Genomic DNA, 17,739 nt, shown 5'->3' on the forward strand with positions numbered 1-17,739 from the left:
CGGAGCCTCACTTCGTCTCGTAGGCGGCCATGGCGTCCCGAACGGCCGGGGAGAAGAACTCGGGGCCTATCGCGTCGGAGTGGGCGAGCCCTTCCGCGGAGAGACGGAGCCGGTCCTCGTCCTGGCGCGCGAGCCAACCCCGCGCGGCGAGGGTGCCGATCTCGGACGGGAAGTCGTCGTACGGCTCCGATCCGAAGCGCAGCCGGTAGTCCGCCACGGGCAGGCCCTCCGCCTGGAGGAGGGACTGGAGAAGGTGCCGGCGCCGTGCCTCGCCCTCGTCGACACGGCGGCCGCGCAGGGCGTGCGAGAAGTCCTCGGTGGCGGTGTAGTCGTCGATGATGCCGCGGATCTCCCGCATCGACACGGCGTAGTCGAAGGAGTAGTGCAGCGTGGAGGTGTACGAGCGGGCACCGCAGCCCAGGCCGATCATGCCGTCGGTCTGGCAGGCGTAGTCGTCGGGTCCCTGCGGAGGGGCGTCCGCCCGCCGGAACATGCGCATCGACACCTGCTCGTAGCCGTGGGCCAGCAGGTGGTCGCGGCCCTCCCGGTACCGGCGCAGTCGCTGCTCGTCCCATTCCAGGTCGGCCGTCCGCGCGTCGGAGTGCCGGCCGAGGCCGGTGAGGGGCCGGATGTACAGGGGGTAGAGGTAGATCTCCTCGGGCCGCCAGGCCAGGGCCGCGTCCAGCGAGTGGCGCCAACTGGCCGCGGTCTGGCCGTCGATGCCGTAGATCAGGTCGATGTTGAGGACGGGCACGGCCGCCTCGCGGATCCGCGCGAGCGCCGACTCCACGTCGGCGCTGCGCTGCGGTCGTACGGCCGCCCGGGACTCCTCCTCGACGAAGCTCTGCACCCCGAGGCTGAGCCGGGTGGTGCCCCGCTCGACCAGGACCGCCAGCCGGTCGGCCGTGGCGGTGGCGGGCGAGGCCTCCACGGACAGCGGGATCGCCCGGAGATCGGCGCCCATCTCCTGCTCGGCGATGTCGCACAGCCGCTCCAGTTCGGCGGCCTCCAGGAACGTCGGTGTGCCGCCCCCGAACGCGGCGTTGGCGAACCGAGGGGTCTCCTCGTCGCCCAGCGCCTCGCGCATCGCGGCGGCCTGGCGCCGCACCGCGTCCAGATAGCGTCCCGTCAGGTCGCCGGGAGCCCCGATCCGCGTGAACAGGTTGCAGAAGCCGCACCGGACCTCGCAGAACGGGATGTGCAGATACAGCGAGAGCGACCGCCGGGACTCGCCGGCCCACAACTCCCTGAGCGCGGGGCGCGGGGTGAGCGGCCGGTAGGCGGTCTTGTGGGGATAGGCGTACGTGTAGCTCTGGTACGGGCGCGGCAGACCGGCCGGGGCGGCCACGGGGGCGAGCGTCATACGGTCGGCTCCAGGAAGAAGTGGCGGTAGGGCACGGTCCACACGCTGTCGTGGCCGAGACGATGGCCCGTGTAGCCGTCGTCTCCGTACGCGGTGCCGTGGTCGGAGCAGACGATGGCGAAGCAGCGGCGGCGCGAGCTCATCGCGCGGAACAGCCGGCCGACATGGGCGTCGACGTACTCGAGGGCGGCCGCGTGGGTGACCCGGCTGTCGCCGGCCTCACGGGTGGCACCGGGCAGGTGGAACCAGTTCGGCTGGTGGAGCGCCGAGGCGTTCAGGAACAGGAAGAGCCGCTGCTCGGCCGGGAGTTCGGCCGCGACCTTCTCGGCCCGCGTCACCTGGTCCTCGAACGAGGTGGGCGACGCCACCCCGAACTCCGGCTCCCAGTGGCTCTCCTGAAAGAGCCCGGGCAGTACGCCGCCGAGGGCGCCCTGCTTGTTGAAGAAGCCCACGCCCCCGACGCACACCGTGCGATAGCCGTGCGCGGCGAGGCCGGACACCAGGTCCGGGGTGTCGAAGACGAACGTGCGGTCCGCCGTCGTCTCGCTGCCCGCGAACCGGGCCGCGAACAGCCGGGGGTGCGGGCCCGGAGCGGCCGGGGTGGGCAGGAAACCCGCGAACATGGCCTGGTGGGAGGCGTATGTGAAGTTCCCCGGCGCGTGCCGTCGCTCCCAGGTGCCGCCGGGCAGATGGGCGGTCAGGTTCGGCAGGCGGCCGGCCGCGGCGAGTTCGACGGCCACGTCGTGGCGCAGCGTGTCAAGGGTGAGCAGGAGCAGGTCGTCGCGTCCCACCACCTCGTTCATGTCCGGCGTCCCGTCGGGCGCGGGGGCGGAGGGCGTCATGGCCGGTGTGCGGTCGGGATCAGGCTGAGGCATGTGCTGTCCTGGCGGGAGTGTCGAGCGGAAGTGCGGGTCGTACGGGGAAGTGGTCGGGGGAGCGGGAACGGACCGCCGCGACCTGAGCCGCGTAGGTGTCCAGGCCTTCCGCGCCGCTGCCCGGCAGACCCGTCAGACGGGGGAGCAGGTCTCCGAAGGCGTTGACCTCCCCCACGGCGAACCGGCGCCAGCCCACCGCGGGCAGCAGATCGACGCCCACGCACAGGGTGCCGGGGAAGCATGCGGCGGCCCGTTCGCTGACGGAGAGGGCCTCCGCCCACCGGTCGCCGGCCAGGGCGCGCACGGCCGCGAGATCGCCGCGGGCGCCGCCCAGATGCAGATTGGTCAGGGGAGAGCGGCTCGTGCGGACCACGGCGTGGGTCGCGCGGCCGGCCACGACCACGATCCGCAGGTCGGCCGACCTGCCGCCGAGCGACGCCTTCGGCAGCCAGCGCTCGATGTGCAGTCCGTCGGGCGCCAGCGCGTCCACGATCGCCGCGATCCGCGCCTCTTCGGTGTAGCGGCGGATCCGCAGCGAGTTGTGGAGATCGCCGTCAGCCGTGCGCTCGACCGAGGTGGTGGCCCGGATCCGGCCGCCCGCGGTCGTCTCCACGGCCAGCACACCCGACGCCGACGAGCCGTGCGCGAGCTTGACGAACACCCGCCTCAACGAGGCCTCCGCCATGAGGTCCCGGACGGCGGTCCAGTCCTCCACGGTCCGACGAGCCCCCGAGGTCGGGGACTGAGGCACCGGAACACCCGCCGCGTCGAGCCGGGCGTGGCACAGCCTCTTGTCGAAGAGCACGGCCAGATCCGCCGGGTCGTCGAGCCGACGGCCCCCGCGCAGCGAAGCCACACCCGCCAGGAATCCCGCGTACCAGCGCGCGGAACCCTCCACCCTGGTCGGCTCGTCCACGCCGCGCAACAACCGGTCCACCTCGGCGTTCTCGCCGGGGGAGTCCAGCCGGACGACCTCGTCGTCCGCGAAGTCGTGCCCGCCGTCGCGCAGGACGTCCCGCCACTCGACCACGCGAAAAGAGCCGTGGCCCGCCTTCCCGGCCGCCGCCCTGAACAGGTCGACCCGGCGGTTCTCCCCGTTCGCGACCACCGCCCACCTCACCGGCGCGCCCCACCGCCCCAACCCGCCCATCCCGCCTCCTCGTTCTCGCTGCCGGACCGGTCGGCGCTACTCGCCCACCGCGACGAAACGCCAGACCGTGCCGTCCTCCTCCTCGTCGGACTCCGCGTCGTCCTGGTCGGCGCGCACCTCGACACCGGCCGGCTCCAGCGTCTCCAGCAGGCGCGTCCGCACCGCCGCGCTGAGGTAGTTGTGGTGGAGGTCGAGCACCTTGAGGTGGGTCAGCGGCTGGCCCGAGAGCAGGGCCGTCGCGCCGTCGTCGGTGAGGACGCCCATGGAGACGTCCAGGTGCTCCAGGCGTGCGACGACCGGCGCCGAGGCCAGCGCCGTGCAGATGGCGTCCTGGATCTCGCTGTTGCGCAGGGCCAGCCGGACCAGGCCGGGCAGACGGCTGCCCGCGAAGAACGGTTCCAGGTCGGCGACATCGGCGTCACCGCCGTACTCGGAGGTGCCGAGCCACAGGTCCAGCGCGGTCAGCGAGGGCAGGTCGCTGGCGGCGATGCCGCGCACGGCTTCGGCGGGCAGGCCACCGCTCTCGACGGTCAGGGTGCGCAGCCGCTCGTGCTTCACGGCCGGGAACACCAGGCCGTTGCCACCGCGGACGCCGAACTCGACCAGGGAGGGGAAGGCCTCCAGAAGCGGCGACACGTCACCCTGGACGATCCAGGAGATCTCGCACTCCTCCATCACGATGTCGGCGAGGAACAGCGCCCGCAGCGCGGGCAGCCGGTCCCGCGCGGCCACCAGGGCCTCGATCACCGCGTGCGGAGAGGTGTCGTAGACATCGCTCCACGCTCCGACGATCAGCGCCCGCACCTGCTCCGTGTCCACGGCGGCCAGGAAACGCGCGAACGCGCCCTCCCACTCCTCCTCGCTGTCGTAGGCGTCCACGGCGATGCGCCAGGCGACGCTCTCGGGCGCGGGAAGCGAGGTGGCCCGGGGCGACTTGTCGCCGGCGTCGGGGAAGGTGAAGGCCGGCAGGCCGTGGAATTCCTCGAGATGGCTGTTGATGGTCATGCGCGCCCGCTCCTTCGTGCTGATTCCGCTGGACCGACGGTCGTGGTGCCGAGTCCGGAGCGCGCGGTCCGCACCCAGACAGACGAGTTGTACCAAGCCTCACTGACAGCACGGCGAACAGGGTCGGCACCTGTGGACAAGACGCGGAAGAGACGCAGGAGAGCGGTCGGCGGGCGCACCGCCGCGACCTGTCCCGATCGAGTGCCACGTACGGCTCCGCGGGGAATGACGCCTGGTCACCGGGGGTGCGCGGCAGGCCCGGAGGTCGATTGTCAGTGGTCGCCCCTACGGTTTTTCCCAGGGCACACGCCGTGCCGTGCGGGGAGGGAGACCCATGTTCCGCCAAGGAGATGTGCTGATCGTGCCGTTGGACGAGAAGGCGGTGCCGGACCACGCCCTCGACGCGGCGTCCGAGCCCCGCGACGGCCGCGGACGACTCGTGCTGGCCCTCGGTGAGGTCACCGGGCACGCCCACGCCGTGGTCGGTCCGGGCCGGCTGATCCGGGACGGCGGGGTGTTCGGCCCGATGCTCCTGCACGTTCCGGACGGGGCGCGGGTCGTGCACGAGGAGCACGCGGCGATCTCTCTGCACAAGGGCTGGTATCGAGTGATCCGCCAGCGTGAGTACGTGCCGGGTTCGGTGCGGATCGTCGCCGACTGACGCGTCCGCCGACGGTCCAGGACATTCGGAGAGGAACGGTGTGATGGAACAGGGCAGTTGGCGTGTCACCGCGACCCGGACGGGGGAGGGCGACCGGGCCGCGGCCGAGGCGGGCGTCCGGCTCGCCTATCGCAAGGCCGGGCTGGACGAGCCCGAGCGCGTCGTCTGGGCGCGGTCACCGCACGAGGCCGTACGCATGCTCATGGGCACGGCGCCCGTCGAGGGCGGGGCGCTGGGGGACACCGGCCCCAGCGTGCGGAGTGCCGTCGTCGCGGGACCCTGGGCGGCGGAGCGGGCGCTGACGCACGAACGGCTGGGACCGGAGGGATGGAGCGGACACTGGCGGGCCACGGGCGCGGCGCTGTGGGAGTCCGCCCGCACACTGGCCGAGCGGGTGCGTGCGGGCATCGTCGAGGACCTCGGCACCGACCGGCACCAGGAGAGCCGGGTGCGCCTGCTGCTCCTGGACGCGACCCTCGGCCAGCACGACGCGGCCTGGCTCTGCGCCTTCGACCCGGACGAGACCAGCGCCCTGGCCGGGGTCGCCGCGGTGGCGCGCGAGGCCGGCTGGTGGTGGCCGTACGAGAAGGTGGCGGTCGTCAGCGAGCGGCCGCTGAGCCTGCACCGCGACGAGGCGGGGCGTCTGGACCGGGGGGACGGTCCGGCGCTGCGTTACGCGGACGGCTTCGAGTTGTACGCCTGGCGTGGGATGCCGGTCCCCGGCACGTTCCTCGACGAGCTCACCGCGCTGACGCCCGAGCGGATACGCGACGAGGAGAACGCAGAGCTGCGCCGGGTGATGCTGGAGTACTACGGCTACGACCGGTACTTGGAGGAGTCGGGGGCGGTTCCCGTGCACCGTGACGAGGCGGGTGTGCTGTGGCGGGTCGAGCTGGTCGGGGACGAGGACGTGGTCATGGTCGAGGTCGTGAACTCGACCCCCGAGCCGGACGGTACGCACCGTACGTACTGGCTGCGCGTCCCGCCCACGACCCGTACGGCCCGTGAGGGAGTGGCGTGGACGTTCGGCCTCGCCGCCGAGGCGTACGAGCCGTCCCAGCAGACGTGAGGACGACCGACGCCCGGGCGGGGGCACGCAGGGCTCAGGGGCACCGGCCCCAGGCGAGCATCATGCCGGGTCCGAGTTCCGCGAGCCGGGGTGAGGCCAGGTAGGCCACCGCCTCGTCGATGACGGCGGAGTCGACGCGTCCCGTTTCCTCGAGGGCGGGGCGCATCCGGTTCCAGGTCTCCGACCAGAAGCGGGCCAGCGAGCCGTCCGCGACCAGCGGCGGGCAGATCAGTTCGGCGCCCACGTCCTGGAGTCCTTCCTCTCTCAGGACGTGGGGATACGCCGGGATGTCGGAGGTGTCGGTGCCGATCGTCGTCCGCAGGGCCTGCCACATGGCGTCCATGGTCCGCCGGTAGGCCGACGAGGAGTCGAGTGGATTCGGCACTTCCACGGCATCTCCGAGTACCAGCCAGCCGCCCGGGTTCAGCCATCGGGCGAGACGGGAGACGAGTTGACGGCGTTCAGGCAGGTGCATGAGGACGAACCGGGCGTGGATCAGGTCGAAGCCGCCCAGGTCCAGGTTCTCGTCCCGGAGGTCGGCAGTGACCAATCGCACGCGCGGGCCCGCGAGGGCTTCCAGGGCGCCCGTGTCCCGGTCCAGCGCGACCACCTCGGCGGCTCCCGCCTCCTCCAGCAGCCAGCGGACCACGGTTCCGGTCCCGGCCCCCACCTCCAGACAGCGACCGCCCGGTCCGGAGCCCAGCGCGCGCAGACGGCCTGTCGTGACAGGGTCGTAGACCAGCGCCGCATCGTCGATGCGCTCGGTTTCCAGGGGGTGTTCGGGCTCGAACAGATCTTCTCCGTAGTGGCCGCCGGAGCCGGTGGAGCCGGTCACGGCCGGCTCCACGGCCTCGGTCCCGTGGCGGGTCTCGTGTCTGTCCGCGCCATGAAAGCCCCTGAGCGTCGAAGAGCGGTTTACAGACAGGGTGGCAGCTTTCGGTCGCCTCGGCAGATCGTCGGGCACAGGATCCGCCGACCTTTGCACCTGCTGTGACCCTTGAAACCCACCTGTAACGCTCATAGCATGATCGAACTCACGACGATTGCCCTGATCGTCCGTCCTTCACTAGAAGAACACGCTGTCTAGCGCGAAGGGTGAGCCGGATGACCAACACCTAAACAAATCGGCCGAACAGTTGATATCTATAGCATCCCGAGTAATTTCACGAATAAACAACATAATTGAATTGGACGAGCGGCGTCGGCCACGGGTGATTCTGTGGGCCGTCGCAGGTGTGGTGACCTTCGGCTTCCTCGTCGCGATGGAGATCGTCGCGCGTCACTACGGCATGCCGGGGCCGATGACCAACCAGGCCCGAGAGGTGATATTCACTCCCACCTCGGGCCCCCTGCTGTACGCCGGCCTGGCCTTGATGATGGTCGTCCTCCCGTGGCGGCAACGGTTCATCTCGCTGGGAATCGCCGCCGGTATCGACGTCGTCTTCTTCCTGGTGCGCTGGGTGGTCGACGCCAAGATGATGTTCGGCAACGGCGCATTGTGGGTCATTCTGGGCTATGCGTTCATCGCCGTCACCCGTCGCACGGGCAAGGAACGCGTCCTGCTCCTGAAAGGCGTCGGCCTCGGCCTGCTCCTGGTGGCGGGTCACAAGACGGGCGACACCTGGCTGATGATCACGTCGGAGACGCGTCCGTCCGTGCTCGACGCGTACGTGGCCACGGCCGACCACGCGCTGGGGAACCCGTCCTGGGTGATGGGACGCTTCGTCGAGGCCACCGGCCCGATCGGCTACCACGCCCTGCATCTCGTCTACGGCCAGCTCCCGCTCGCGGCGGCCGTCTTCGCGCTCTACCAACTGCGCAACGTGGCCCGGGACCACCGCTTCCCGGCGCATCACCTGGTGCGCACGTTCCTCGCCATCGGCCTGGTCGGACCCATCGTCTACATGATCTTCCCGGTGGTCGGACCGGTGTTCGCCTACGGCGCCGAAGGCGGGCAGTGGGCGGCGGCCAACCTGTGGCCGCAGACCCCGCTGTCCACCGGCAGCCCGCAGCCCTTTCCGTTCGACGAGATAACCCCGCGCAACTGCATGCCCAGCCTTCACACGGCCTGGGCCACCACGCTCTTCATCCACACCCGCGAGGGCTCCCGGCTCCTGCGCAACGCCGGCACCTTCTGGCTGGTCGGCACGCTCACGGCGACGCTCGGATTCGGGTATCACTACGGCGCGGATCTCATCGCCGGTGTGGTGTTCGCGCTCACGGTCGAGGCGACCATGCGGGCGTTCGCCCGAGGATGGGACCGGGCGGGCGTCATGCTCGTCTCCTACGGCTCCGTGGTCTTCACCGTGCTCGTGGCGTCGTACCGCTATCTGCCGGTGGAGATGGCCCGGTATCCCTGGGTATTCGGACCGGCTCTCCTCCTGGCGATGGCGTCCGTGATCTACGGATATCTGCGGACCACCAGACTGTGGAATCCGCAGACCGCGCCCGTGCCGCAGCCGGAACCGCAACTCGTACAGGTGTGACGGCTCCGGCCCCCACCGGAGCGGCGGCCGGAGCCGGTGGGGGCCGCGCCCGGGGCGGGCCGGATTTGCGCTGGAGCGCACTCGAAGGTGTTGGGTGGCAGGAGTGGCGCCGCGGTGACGTGGTGACCGAGCGGAAGACACGTTCCACGAGGAGCACTCCATGACACAGAAGATCTGGTTCATCACCGGCGCCTCCCGCGGCTTCGGGCGGGAGTGGGCGATCGCCGCGCTGGAGCGCGGCGACTCGGTGGCCGCGACGGCCCGCGACCTGTCCACGCTGGGCGATCTTCGAGAGACCTACGGAGAGCGGCTGCTGCCCCTGCAGCTCGACGTCACCGACCGCGACGCCGACTTCGCCGCCGTGCGGCAGGCGCACGAGCGGTTCGGACGGCTCGACGTGGTGGTCAACAACGCCGGCTACGGCCACTTCGGCATGATCGAGGAGATCACCGAAGACGAGGCCCGCGCGCAGTTGGAGACCAATCTCTTCGGGGCCCTGTGGGTCACCCAGGCGGCGCTGCCCTTCCTGCGGGAGCAGGGCAGCGGCCACATCCTGCAGGTCTCCTCCATCGGCGGGATCAGTGCCTTCCCGCTGGTCGGCATCTACCACGCCTCGAAATGGGCGCTCGAGGGGATGAGCCAGGCGCTGGCGCAGGAAGTGGCGCCGTTCGGCATCAAGGTCACCCTGATCGAGCCCGGCGGGTTCGCGACCGACTGGGCCGGTTCCTCGTCGAGCACGTCCGAGCAGCTTCCGGCGTACGCCGAGTTCCACAAGGAAGTACAGGAGCAGCGGCGCAAGCGCGTCGGCACCCCGGGCGATCCGCGCGCGTCCGCCGCGGCCGTGCTGGAGATCGTGGACGCCGAGGAGCCGCCGCTGCGCTGCTTCTTCGGTTCGGCGCCGCTGGGCATCGCGAAGGCGGACTACGAGAACCGCCTGGCGTCCTGGGAGAAGTGGCAGTCGGTGGCGGAGCTGGCCCAGGGCTGAGCGCCGGTGGCGGAGCCGGTTCGCGGCTGAAGGCCGACGGGACCTCGCTGCGAGGTGAGCGTCGGCGGTCCGCGAGGGATTCGGTGACTGGCCCGCCGGCGCGACGGTGGGTCAGGCGGGATGGTGGGTCAGGCACGACGGCGGGTCAGGCGCGATGGCTCAGGTAATAGCCGCCGACCTGTTCGTGGTAGTCGGCATCGCCGACGTGCCTGGCCCGGTCGAACTCGGGGGATTCCCTGATCTGCTCCTGGGTGAGCGCGACGTAGATCTTCCGCTCGTCCCGGTCGACCCGCTGCACCGTGCCCGCGGGCAGCAGCACATGCCTGCCGAAGATCCATACGCCGATGTCGACGACGAGATACGACGAGCCGACGTCGTCCGCGTGCTTGTCGACCTTGCCGATGGCGCCGTCGACGGCCTCGACCTTGAACCCGACCAGATCCGTGCCCGTGACGTGCCCGGCGGCCGGGTCGTAGCCCCAGATGCTGTCAGTCATGAACGGCTCCCTCATCGAGAATCCGCGCTCGTCCGCGGCGGAACCAGGGAGTCGCGCAGGCCTCATCCACGTTAGACGAAGCCCGCGCGCGCTGCCGGATGCCGCCTCCCCCGATGCTCCCGGGGGCCTCCCGGACGTCCCGTGCCGGCCGAGGCCGGTACGGTTCGCGCCGTGGACAGGAACGGGTGGGAGCGGCGGCACCGAATCGCCTACGGCTGCGGGGCGTGGGAGCGTGCCGCTCACCAGGCGCGCCTACTGGTGGTCTGGTACGACGAGCGCGACGGCGGCCTCGGACCAGGGGTGGCCCCACGGTTCTCCGCGGGCCCCGGCGCGCGGGTGAAATGGCCGTGGGGGAGCGCCCGGCACAACACGCTCGGGCTGCTGTTCTGGCGGGCGGCCCACGACGCGGGGATTCCGGTCGACCAAGTCCTCCTGTCCGACGCCGTGAGCTACTGCGCCCAGGGAGCGGAGCCGTTGGACGCGGGGCCGGTGCCCGACGCGGCGCTCAAGACGGGGATCGGCGTCGGCAGCGCGGAGTCGGTGGCCGCGATCAGGCACGTACTGCAGGCGCATGCCGAGGCGGACCTCCCGCGGCCGCGTCCCGCCGGGGTGCGGCTGACGCTCGGCTACCGCGTCCGGGAGTTGCGCGCGACGCCGGACTGGGATCTCGGTGACTGGCCCGCCGCCCTCGCGGAGGCTCGCCGGGCGATGGGGCAGGCGGACGACCTGCGGGAGCGGGGGACTTGGCGGCCCACCGACCGGGAACGGTCCGTCGGCGGACGTCTCGGCCAGGACCTGGAACGATCGCTCCGCACACCGGCCGCTTCCGGTCACCCCGCACCGCGTTGGCTGGAGCGGGCATCGCGCCTGGCCGCCACGGGCACCGCACTGTCCGCCGCTGCGGGCGCACTGCTCGGGGACGCGCGGGAGGATACGAGGCCGGACGCTACGAGGCGGGACGACGCCGGCTCGGACTCTGCGGGGTGGGACAACGCGGCCCCCCTGGTGAAGGTCCTCGGCACCGCGGCCGACGCGTGCGCCCGACTGGCAGCGAGCACCGAGGAGATCGGGCGCCTGTGGGAGGCGGAGGAGCCGCCCGAACCCCCGGACCTGGCCTCCTGGGAGCTGTCCCACGTACCGAGCGCGCTCCTGGAGCAGACCGGGGAGACGGAGGACCTGATACGGGCGCTGGCCGCCTTCTTGTGGGTCCTTGCCGTCCACTGACCGGGAACGTCAGTAGAAGTCGCTCCGCCGCTGCGTGGGGTTGACGATGTCACGCCGCTGCTGCGCCAGGCGGGCCGCCCTCAGGGCCCCTATCTCCCGCAGGTGCGCCTGGCACTGAAGCGTCATCATCGACCCCAGGGCGTGGCGCGCGGTCATCGGGTTGTCCACACAGGACTGGTACATCACCGCGGCGCGTTCGTTGTCCTGATAGAGGGTGCGGTAGATCTCCGCGGCGCGGTACTGGCCGTAGGGGTGGTTGCGCGTGGCGGCCGCGAGGAACTGCTCGAGGGCGTGTTCCGCCGGGGTCCGGCTGACCGGGATCAGTCGTTCCAGGTACAGCTCACCCAGGACGAGCATCGCCTCGGGCTCGCCCAGGTCGGCCGACCTGCCGTACCACCGGGCCGCCTCGTCCAGCGACTCGACGATGCCCGCTTGCGGACAGCCGTGGTGGTACAGCGAGGCGAGATAAAAGGCCGCGCGCGGTGAACCGCTGCTGTGCCGCAGCCGTGGCACCGCGCTCGCGTACCGCCCCTGTATGTAGTCGATGTGCCCCAGCAGTTCGATCGCGGCGCTGTGGCCGGTGGACGCCGCGCTTTCGAGGAAGTGGACTTCCGCACCCGGGTGCTGCCCGCTGTTCCAGCAGTGCAGGCCGATCCGGTAGTACTCCTCGGCACTGGTCGGCTCGTGGCCGTCCACGGTGAAGTTGGTCCCCTGCCACTGCACCATGTCGCTGCCTTTCGCGTCGTGGCCTCAACAGATGGTAAGGCTCGTCGACCGGCACAAGGGGCGCGTACGGCCAGGGCTCCGCTCCCGAACGGGATTCTGGCAACGGTGGAGTCACCGGTCGACCCGTTCGACAGGCCCGTCCACCGTGGGGCCTTCGGGCGGAGGGTCCCGCCTTCGCAGACGGCGATGAAGGAGTTTCCGCCCGCTGGCGGGAGCAGTTGCCGTACGCCCGGAAGTGAAGCCGGCAGCCATGCCAAGTACGGCGATCACGATGGGCTCCACACGGTGAACCTGTCTCAGTCGGTGCCTGGCTGGAGGAGTTTGAAGATCAGACGGGCGGCGGTGCGCTGGGCCGCCTGACGTAGACGGACCGGGGCCGGGGGGCGATGGGGCGACCGTGGCGCAGCGGTGGCGAGGCGGGGGAACAGCGCTTCGGCGTTGGTGTGGTTGATGGCTGTGCGTGTGTCCGTGTCGACGGTGTCTTCAAGGCCGCTGGCGAAGTACTGCCCGGCGGGGGTTGGGGCGAAGGGCCAGTCGCTGCCGAACAGAACATGCCCCGGGCGCGCGAACGCGAGCAGAGTGGGCAGGGCAGCGGGGCTCGAGGACAGGGCGGTGTCGAAGGAGAAGGAGCGGAAGTCGTCCAGCACGTCCAGCGGGCTTCGTCCGGTGTCGTTGGCGATGGTGACGGCCATGCGGTGGGAGGAATAGGGGACGAAGCCGCCTGCGTGGCTGAGGATGAACCGGATGCGGGGGTACCGGCGGACGATGCCGTTGCGGACCAGGAGGTAGGCGGCCCGCGTGGTGTCGAGGAGGAAGTCGGCGGCGAAGGGCGGGATGCCTTCGACGGGGGGTGCCGGCAGTTCGGCGGGGTGGACGAACACGACGGCGTCGCGTTCGTCCAGGGCACGCCACAGGGGTTCTTGGCCGTTGGCGCCGAGGTAGGTGCCGCGGTTGTTGGCGAGCAGGGTGACGCCGTCGGCTCCGAGGGTGTCCAGTGCCCGTGCGGCTTCGGTCGCCGAGGCGGCGGTGTCGGGCATGGGAAGGGTGGCGAAGAAGCCGAAGCGCCCTGGATGGTCGGCGCTCACGGTCGCGCAGTGATCGTTCAGTCGTTGCGCCAGGGCGGTGGCCTCTGCCGGGTCGGTGAGGAAGCCGGTTCCGGGGGTGGAGACGGACAGGATGGCCGCCCGGGTGTCCAGTACGTCCATCAGTTCCAGCGCTGAGGCGGCGCTCCAGTCGGGCAGGGCCCGGCCGCCGGCCTCGGCGATGCCCGCTTTGGTGAGCGCGTCGCGGTAGAACGTGGGCACGATGTGCTGGTGGACGTCGATGCGCTGTGCCGATGGGGTCATGAAGCGGCCTTTCATGAGCGTGCAGGAGCGGCGTGGGAGAAAGCCTGGTAGTGGTCACTCCCTTGTGAGGTGACCACGTTCCTGTGTCAGTTGTCGGGGATGCCTGCTCCGCTCAGTGCCGGCACGGTGTCCTCGGGGCGGGCCAGGGAGCGGGCGCCCGCGCGGAACTGGGCGAGTTTGTCGACGATGGTCTGGCCGACGGGGAGGTGGCCCCAGATGCTGATGCCCTGGTGGGTGGTGGGTTCCCAGGTGCTCTCGTCGATGACGAGGGGGTTCCAGCCGACTTCCCACTCGAAGCCGGACGGAGTCCGCGCGTAGTACGAGAGTTCACGGTCGTTGGTGTGCTGGCCGACGGACAGGGCCATGTCGAAGCCGAGTTCGTGGACGCGCTGGTAGCTCTGGGCGACGTCGTCGAGTGTGGCGGCCTGGATGTTGAGGTGCTGTACCCGGGTGGGGACGGGGTCGATCGGCAGTCCCCGGGTGGCGGCCACGGCGATCGAGTGGTGGCGTTCGTCGACGCGCAGGAAGCGGATCTTGAGTTTGACGCCGCTGATGGTCTCGTCGATGTAGTCCGTCAGGCGTGCGTCGAAGACGGTGTTGAAGTACCCACGGACCTGGGCCGGTTTGGTGGAGGTCAGTGCGATGTGGCCCATGCCGGAGTCGCCGGTGACGAAGGCGGAGGCGAGCATGCGCAGCGGCGCGGTGGACTTCACCGGGTTGGTGTAGATCTCCTGCGTGATTCCTTTGGGGCCCGGGAAGCGCAGCAGGCGTTCGACGCCGCGCAGGGCGGCTTCCTCGTCGGTGCCCGCGGCGAGGGGGACGCCGTGGGCGCGGATGCGGGCTTCTATCTGTTCGAAGGCGGCGTGGTCGTCGATGTGCCAGCCGGTGGTGACGACGTCTTCGGCGGGGCCACGGCGAAGCAGGAAGCGGCATTCCTGGTCGTCGAGCCGGAAGCGCATCAGGTCGCGGGAGAGAGGGTCATGGTGCATGCCGATGGCGTCGGTCCCGAAGCGCTGCCAGTCGGCGAAGCGGTTGGTCTCGATGATGATGTAGCCGAGGTGGACGGCTCCGAAGACGGACGGGGCGTGGGGTGTGGTCATCGTCGGCCTGCCAGGAAGTCGGCGCTGAGGCGGTTGAAGAGTTCGGCGCGCTCGAACTGCACCCAGTGCCCGGTGTTGGCGACCATGTACAGGTCGCAGTTGGGCATGCGGTCGGCGAGCATGGGGCCGCCGGAGGGCCGGTTGACCTTGTCCTCGGCGCCCCAGAGCACGAGGGTGGGCACAGGGAGTCGGTTCAGGCGGCGGTCGCGGGTGAAGTCCATCTTCACGAGTGTGCGCAGCGCCTGCGGCCCGGAGGGGCGGCGCAGCGGGGGCGCGGCGATCACTTCGGGGTCGATGCTGGCCCGGTAGCGCTCGTCGATGGCTGTGTCGGGCACGTCTGCGGCGTTGAAGACGAGATAGTTGCGGATGAACTTCTCCAGCTTCAGCCGGGAGGGCCCGTCACCGGTGTAGTAGTTGAGCAGGCTGTTGAGGCCGGGTGTGGGCAGGGCGCGCGTGGTGCCGACGCCGCCGGGCCCCATCAGCACCATGCGGTCGACCCGCTCAGGGGTGTCCAGGGCGAGGCGCAGGGCGCAGGCGCCTCCGTAGGAGTTGCCGACCAGGTGGGCCTTGTCCAGGTCGAGTGCGTTCATCAGGCCGCGGATGCCGTCGGCGAGGTGGCCGAAGGGATCGGTGCTGTCGATGCCTTTGGTGCTGCGGCCGTAGCCGGGCAGGTCCGGGACGACGACGCGGTACTCCTTGGCGAGTTCGGTGATGTTCCGGGCGTAGTTGGAGACGCCCGAGGCGCCGGGGCCGCCTCCATGCAGAAGCAGAACCGGCGGGCCGTCGCCCGTCTCGGCGGCGAAGATCTTCCTGTTGCCGCCGATGTCGTACGTCGTCTCCCGCATCGCGGGCGGAGTGGTCGGTGTGTGCATGCTGTTCCTCACTGGGTGGTGGCCGGGGCCGGGCGAGGGATGGTGGCGGTGAGGCCCGGGGGTGGTGACGGGAGCAGCGCGCCGTCGGGAGCTGCGGCGTAGACGTAGGCGTCCGGGCGCAGGGCGAGAGCGGTCACGCGGCGGGCGGTCATCCAGGGCAGGAGGACGTTGTCGCAGTCGACGAGGGTGCCTTCGGCCGGCGGTGAGCCCGCAGGGGTGACGGCCAGGGAGACCGATCCCGTCCGCTCCCAGACTGGCTGGGGGGTCGTCTTTCGCGCGTGAAGCAACAGCCACCGGCCCGCGAGGGCGTCGTCCAGGCGAACCCGGGCGCCATCGGCATCGGTCACCCAGGGTTGAGGGATCTGGTGGCCGGACGCTCTGGTCCGGGGGCGCGCCTGGAGGCCGGCGTCGTAGCGGGCGACCGGTATCCAGTTGGAGTCCTGCATCCAGTTGCTGAAGCCGGGCACCCGATCCAGCAGGCGCAGCGTGCGGTCGCGGACGCGAGTCACCGGCAGGCGCCGTTCGGTGATCATCCGGCCGACGAACACCGCCCGCTTGGTGACCTCCTTCACGTGCGGTTTGCGTTCGCTCTCGTAGGTGTCGAGGACCGCTTCGGGAAGTTCTCCTCGCAGCACGGCATGGAGTTTCCAGGAGAGGTTGGCTACGTCGCGCACCCCTGCGGCCATGCCTTGGCCGATCCACGGCGGCATGGCGTGTGCGGCGTCGCCGGCCAGGAAGATGCGGCCGGAGCGGAAGCGGGAAGCGAAGCGGACGTGGTGGCTGTAGACGGTGGCTCGTAGGACCTTGACGCTGTCGCGGCTGATTCCGTACCGGGCGACGAGCCGGTATACGGCGTCTTCGGTGGTGAGCTCCTTCTCGTCGTCGCCGGGGAGGATCGGGAACTCCCACCGGTGGTGCCCGAGCGGGGTCGGGCAGTCCACGGCCGGGCGGGCCGGGTCGCAGTGGAAGCGCAACTTGTCGTGATCCGGCCACGGCTTGAGCATCTTCGTGTCGATGACCACCCAGCGGTCCTCGTACGTGCTGCCTTCGTATCCGATGTTGAGCTGGGCGCGTGTGAGGCTGGAACCGCCGTCGGCCGCGATCACGTAGGAGGCGCGCAGCCGGCGGACGGAATCGTCGGCCGTGCCGACGAGTGTCAGGTCCACCCCCTCGGCGTCCTGGCTGACCCGCAGGCATTCGTGTCCCAGCAGCACCCGTACGTTCGGAAAGCGGTCGACGCCTTCGCGGAGCACCTGCTCCAGGGCCGGCTGGTAGATGAACATCTGCGGCGGATGGCCGTGGCCGCGGGGTGTGGGCCGCGCACTGATGAACGGGCGGCCGTGGGCGTCGACGAAGTCGACGGGCCGCTCGGCCAGCATGTCCTGCTTGAGCCGCTCGGCCAGCCCGGCGCGCTGCCAGATCCGCAGAACCTCCTCGTCGGTGGAGATGGCCCGGGCGCGCGCGAAGACCTCGGCGTCCCGGTCCAGGACCACGACCTTCAGGCCCATCCCGCCCAGCAAGTTCGCGGCCGTCACCCCCGTGGGCCCGTAACCGATCACGGCCACGTCGTACGCGTCGTTCCCGGCCCCCAGGTCTCGAGCACTGATCGCTGCCACCGGGCCACCTCTCTCTCGCTCACCGCACGCCTTGATGTAGCGCTCACTCCAATTGGAGTGAACGCTACGGTAAGCTCGGTACGAGATACGGTCAAGGGTCGGCGCAACACGAGGGGAGACCTCATTGACCAGGACCCAGGCGGCACGCAAGAAGCGGGCGAACGGGGTGGAGTCGCGGCAGCGCATCCTTGACGCCGCTGCGGAGATCGCCGGCGAACGCGGGTACGAGGGCACGTCCATCGCGGCCGTCAGTGCCAAGTGCGGACTGCCCGCCAGCTCGATCTACTGGCACTTCAAGGACAAGGACGACCTGATCGCCGCCGTCATCGAGCGCAGCTTCGAGACGTGGCTGGCGGCCGTCGAACTGCCGGACGAACAGGCGGGAAGTCCGCTGGAGCGGGTCACCGTGATGGCCGCGAACGTCGCGAAGTCGCTGCTCGAGGCACCCGACTTCCTGCGCTTGGGCCTGATGCTCGCACTGGAGCGCCGTCCCGACGCCCCCCAGGGACGCACGGTGTTCCTCCAGGTGAGGGAGACCGCCACTCAGAAGATCGTCGAGATGGGCCGAATCCTCTTCCCCGACTTGGACGAGAACGGGATCCGCACGCTGACGACCTACGCCATGGCTGGTGCGGACGGCCTGTTCGTGCAACGGGAACTCAACGGGGAGGCGGTCGACCTGGTGGCGATGTTCGAGTTGCACGCCCAACTGGTCCACGACGCGGCCCGTCGCCTGGCCGCCGGGCCCTCAAACTGACCGCAGTC

The 17,739-nt window shown here is 70.6% G+C and carries 17 protein-coding genes; 6 read left to right on the forward strand and 11 right to left on the reverse strand.

The features are described 5' to 3' along the window. Positions 1 to 7 precede the first annotated feature (7 nt). Genes ACFRIC_RS14330 through ACFRIC_RS14345 form a run of 4 tightly spaced genes read right to left on the reverse strand, consistent with a single transcriptional unit; the run spans position 8 to position 4,393 of the window. On the reverse strand, positions 8 to 1,363 hold the full coding sequence (locus ACFRIC_RS14330; RefSeq protein WP_382784438.1) for an STM4012 family radical SAM protein: 1,356 nt from the start codon (positions 1,361 to 1,363) through the stop codon (positions 8 to 10). After that, on the reverse strand, positions 1,360 to 2,166 hold the full coding sequence (locus ACFRIC_RS14335; RefSeq protein ID WP_382785891.1) for an STM4013/SEN3800 family hydrolase: 807 nt from the start codon (positions 2,164 to 2,166) through the stop codon (positions 1,360 to 1,362). The genes ACFRIC_RS14330 and ACFRIC_RS14335 overlap by 4 nt, the downstream gene beginning before the upstream one ends. 58 nt (positions 2,167 to 2,224) lie before the next feature. Then, the gene (locus ACFRIC_RS14340) at positions 2,225 to 3,388 is read right to left on the reverse strand and encodes an STM4014 family protein (protein ID WP_382784440.1); all 1,164 of its coding nucleotides are present in this window, start codon (positions 3,386 to 3,388) and stop codon (positions 2,225 to 2,227) included. A gap of 36 nt (positions 3,389 to 3,424) precedes the next feature. Beyond that, positions 3,425 to 4,393, reverse strand: a complete 969-nt coding sequence (locus ACFRIC_RS14345) for an STM4015 family protein (protein ID WP_382784443.1) — start codon at positions 4,391 to 4,393, stop codon at positions 3,425 to 3,427. Between the two features lie 334 nt (positions 4,394 to 4,727). Here ACFRIC_RS14345 and ACFRIC_RS14350 point away from each other — a divergent pair, with 334 nt between their 5' ends. Further along, on the forward strand, positions 4,728 to 5,054 hold the full coding sequence (locus ACFRIC_RS14350) for a hypothetical protein (RefSeq protein WP_382784445.1): 327 nt from the start codon (positions 4,728 to 4,730) through the stop codon (positions 5,052 to 5,054). Positions 5,055 to 5,094: 40 nt separating this feature from the next. Further along, on the forward strand, positions 5,095 to 6,123 hold the full coding sequence (locus ACFRIC_RS14355) for a DUF6745 domain-containing protein (protein WP_382784448.1): 1,029 nt from the start codon (positions 5,095 to 5,097) through the stop codon (positions 6,121 to 6,123). Positions 6,124 to 6,157: 34 nt separating this feature from the next. On the opposite strand, the gene ACFRIC_RS14360 is transcribed toward ACFRIC_RS14355, so the two are convergent. Then, the gene (locus ACFRIC_RS14360; protein ID WP_382784451.1) at positions 6,158 to 6,958 is read right to left on the reverse strand and encodes a class I SAM-dependent methyltransferase; all 801 of its coding nucleotides are present in this window, start codon (positions 6,956 to 6,958) and stop codon (positions 6,158 to 6,160) included. Positions 6,959 to 7,310: 352 nt separating this feature from the next. On the opposite strand from ACFRIC_RS14360, the gene ACFRIC_RS14365 reads away from it, so the two are divergent. Together ACFRIC_RS14365 and ACFRIC_RS14370 are read left to right on the forward strand one after the other, a co-directional pair. Continuing rightward, the gene (locus ACFRIC_RS14365) at positions 7,311 to 8,609 is read left to right on the forward strand and encodes a phosphatase PAP2 family protein (protein ID WP_382784454.1); all 1,299 of its coding nucleotides are present in this window, start codon (positions 7,311 to 7,313) and stop codon (positions 8,607 to 8,609) included. Between the two features lie 160 nt (positions 8,610 to 8,769). Continuing rightward, entirely contained in the window at positions 8,770 to 9,594 is an 825-nt protein-coding gene (locus tag ACFRIC_RS14370; protein ID WP_382784456.1) for an SDR family oxidoreductase, read from the forward strand. A gap of 145 nt (positions 9,595 to 9,739) precedes the next feature. Here the strand turns inward: ACFRIC_RS14370 and ACFRIC_RS14375 are convergent, their stop codons facing one another. Next, positions 9,740 to 10,090: a PRC-barrel domain-containing protein gene (locus ACFRIC_RS14375; protein ID WP_382784459.1), complete on the reverse strand. Its 351-nt coding sequence runs from the start codon at positions 10,088 to 10,090 to the stop codon at positions 9,740 to 9,742. Between the two features lie 171 nt (positions 10,091 to 10,261). Here ACFRIC_RS14375 and ACFRIC_RS14380 point away from each other — a divergent pair, with 171 nt between their 5' ends. Beyond that, the gene (locus ACFRIC_RS14380; protein WP_382784462.1) at positions 10,262 to 11,314 is read left to right on the forward strand and encodes a hypothetical protein; all 1,053 of its coding nucleotides are present in this window, start codon (positions 10,262 to 10,264) and stop codon (positions 11,312 to 11,314) included. Between the two features lie 9 nt (positions 11,315 to 11,323). On the opposite strand, the gene ACFRIC_RS14385 is transcribed toward ACFRIC_RS14380, so the two are convergent. From ACFRIC_RS14385 to ACFRIC_RS14405, 5 genes are all read right to left on the reverse strand, one after another. Next, on the reverse strand, positions 11,324 to 12,040 hold the full coding sequence (locus ACFRIC_RS14385) for a tetratricopeptide repeat protein (RefSeq protein WP_382784465.1): 717 nt from the start codon (positions 12,038 to 12,040) through the stop codon (positions 11,324 to 11,326). A gap of 296 nt (positions 12,041 to 12,336) precedes the next feature. After that, positions 12,337 to 13,386 (reverse strand): amidohydrolase family protein, encoded by a 1,050-nt coding sequence (locus ACFRIC_RS14390; protein ID WP_382784468.1) that lies wholly within the window; start codon positions 13,384 to 13,386, stop codon positions 12,337 to 12,339. A gap of 86 nt (positions 13,387 to 13,472) precedes the next feature. Further along, entirely contained in the window at positions 13,473 to 14,486 is a 1,014-nt protein-coding gene (locus tag ACFRIC_RS14395; protein ID WP_382784471.1) for a VOC family protein, read from the reverse strand. Beyond that, entirely contained in the window at positions 14,483 to 15,358 is an 876-nt protein-coding gene (locus ACFRIC_RS14400; protein ID WP_382784474.1) for an alpha/beta fold hydrolase, read from the reverse strand. The genes ACFRIC_RS14395 and ACFRIC_RS14400 overlap by 4 nt, the downstream gene beginning before the upstream one ends. 8 nt (positions 15,359 to 15,366) lie before the next feature. Then, positions 15,367 to 16,974, reverse strand: coding sequence for a bifunctional 3-(3-hydroxy-phenyl)propionate/3-hydroxycinnamic acid hydroxylase (locus tag ACFRIC_RS14405; RefSeq protein ID WP_382784477.1), 1,608 nt, complete (start codon positions 16,972 to 16,974; stop codon positions 15,367 to 15,369). A gap of 124 nt (positions 16,975 to 17,098) precedes the next feature. On the opposite strand from ACFRIC_RS14405, the gene ACFRIC_RS14410 reads away from it, so the two are divergent. Next, positions 17,099 to 17,731 carry a TetR family transcriptional regulator gene (locus ACFRIC_RS14410; RefSeq protein WP_382784480.1) on the forward strand — a complete coding sequence of 211 codons (633 nt, stop codon included), beginning with the start codon at positions 17,099 to 17,101 and terminating at the stop codon, positions 17,729 to 17,731. The last annotated feature ends 8 nt before the right edge of the window (positions 17,732 to 17,739 follow it).

Origin of the sequence: Streptomyces sp. NPDC056738, assembly GCF_042790435.1 — a bacterium.
GTDB lineage: Bacteria > Actinomycetota > Actinomycetes > Streptomycetales > Streptomycetaceae > Streptomyces.

Excerpts from the sequence above, each read along its gene's own strand:
- ACFRIC_RS14330 (WP_382784438.1), bottom strand. The coding sequence starts at position 1,363 with ATGACGCTCGCCCCCGTGGCCGCCCCGGCCGGTCTGCCGCGCCCGTAC.
- ACFRIC_RS14335 (WP_382785891.1), bottom strand. The coding sequence starts at position 2,166 with ATGAACGAGGTGGTGGGACGCGACGACCTGCTCCTGCTCACCCTTGAC.
- ACFRIC_RS14340 (WP_382784440.1), bottom strand. The coding sequence starts at position 3,388 with ATGGGCGGGTTGGGGCGGTGGGGCGCGCCGGTGAGGTGGGCGGTGGTC.
- ACFRIC_RS14345 (WP_382784443.1), bottom strand. The coding sequence starts at position 4,393 with ATGACCATCAACAGCCATCTCGAGGAATTCCACGGCCTGCCGGCCTTC.
- ACFRIC_RS14350 (WP_382784445.1), top strand. The coding sequence starts at position 4,728 with ATGTTCCGCCAAGGAGATGTGCTGATCGTGCCGTTGGACGAGAAGGCG.
- ACFRIC_RS14370 (WP_382784456.1), top strand. The coding sequence starts at position 8,770 with ATGACACAGAAGATCTGGTTCATCACCGGCGCCTCCCGCGGCTTCGGG.
- ACFRIC_RS14375 (WP_382784459.1), bottom strand. The coding sequence starts at position 10,090 with ATGACTGACAGCATCTGGGGCTACGACCCGGCCGCCGGGCACGTCACG.
- ACFRIC_RS14385 (WP_382784465.1), bottom strand. The coding sequence starts at position 12,040 with ATGGTGCAGTGGCAGGGGACCAACTTCACCGTGGACGGCCACGAGCCG.
- ACFRIC_RS14390 (WP_382784468.1), bottom strand. The coding sequence starts at position 13,386 with ATGACCCCATCGGCACAGCGCATCGACGTCCACCAGCACATCGTGCCC.
- ACFRIC_RS14395 (WP_382784471.1), bottom strand. The coding sequence starts at position 14,486 with ATGACCACACCCCACGCCCCGTCCGTCTTCGGAGCCGTCCACCTCGGC.
- ACFRIC_RS14400 (WP_382784474.1), bottom strand. The coding sequence starts at position 15,358 with ATGCACACACCGACCACTCCGCCCGCGATGCGGGAGACGACGTACGAC.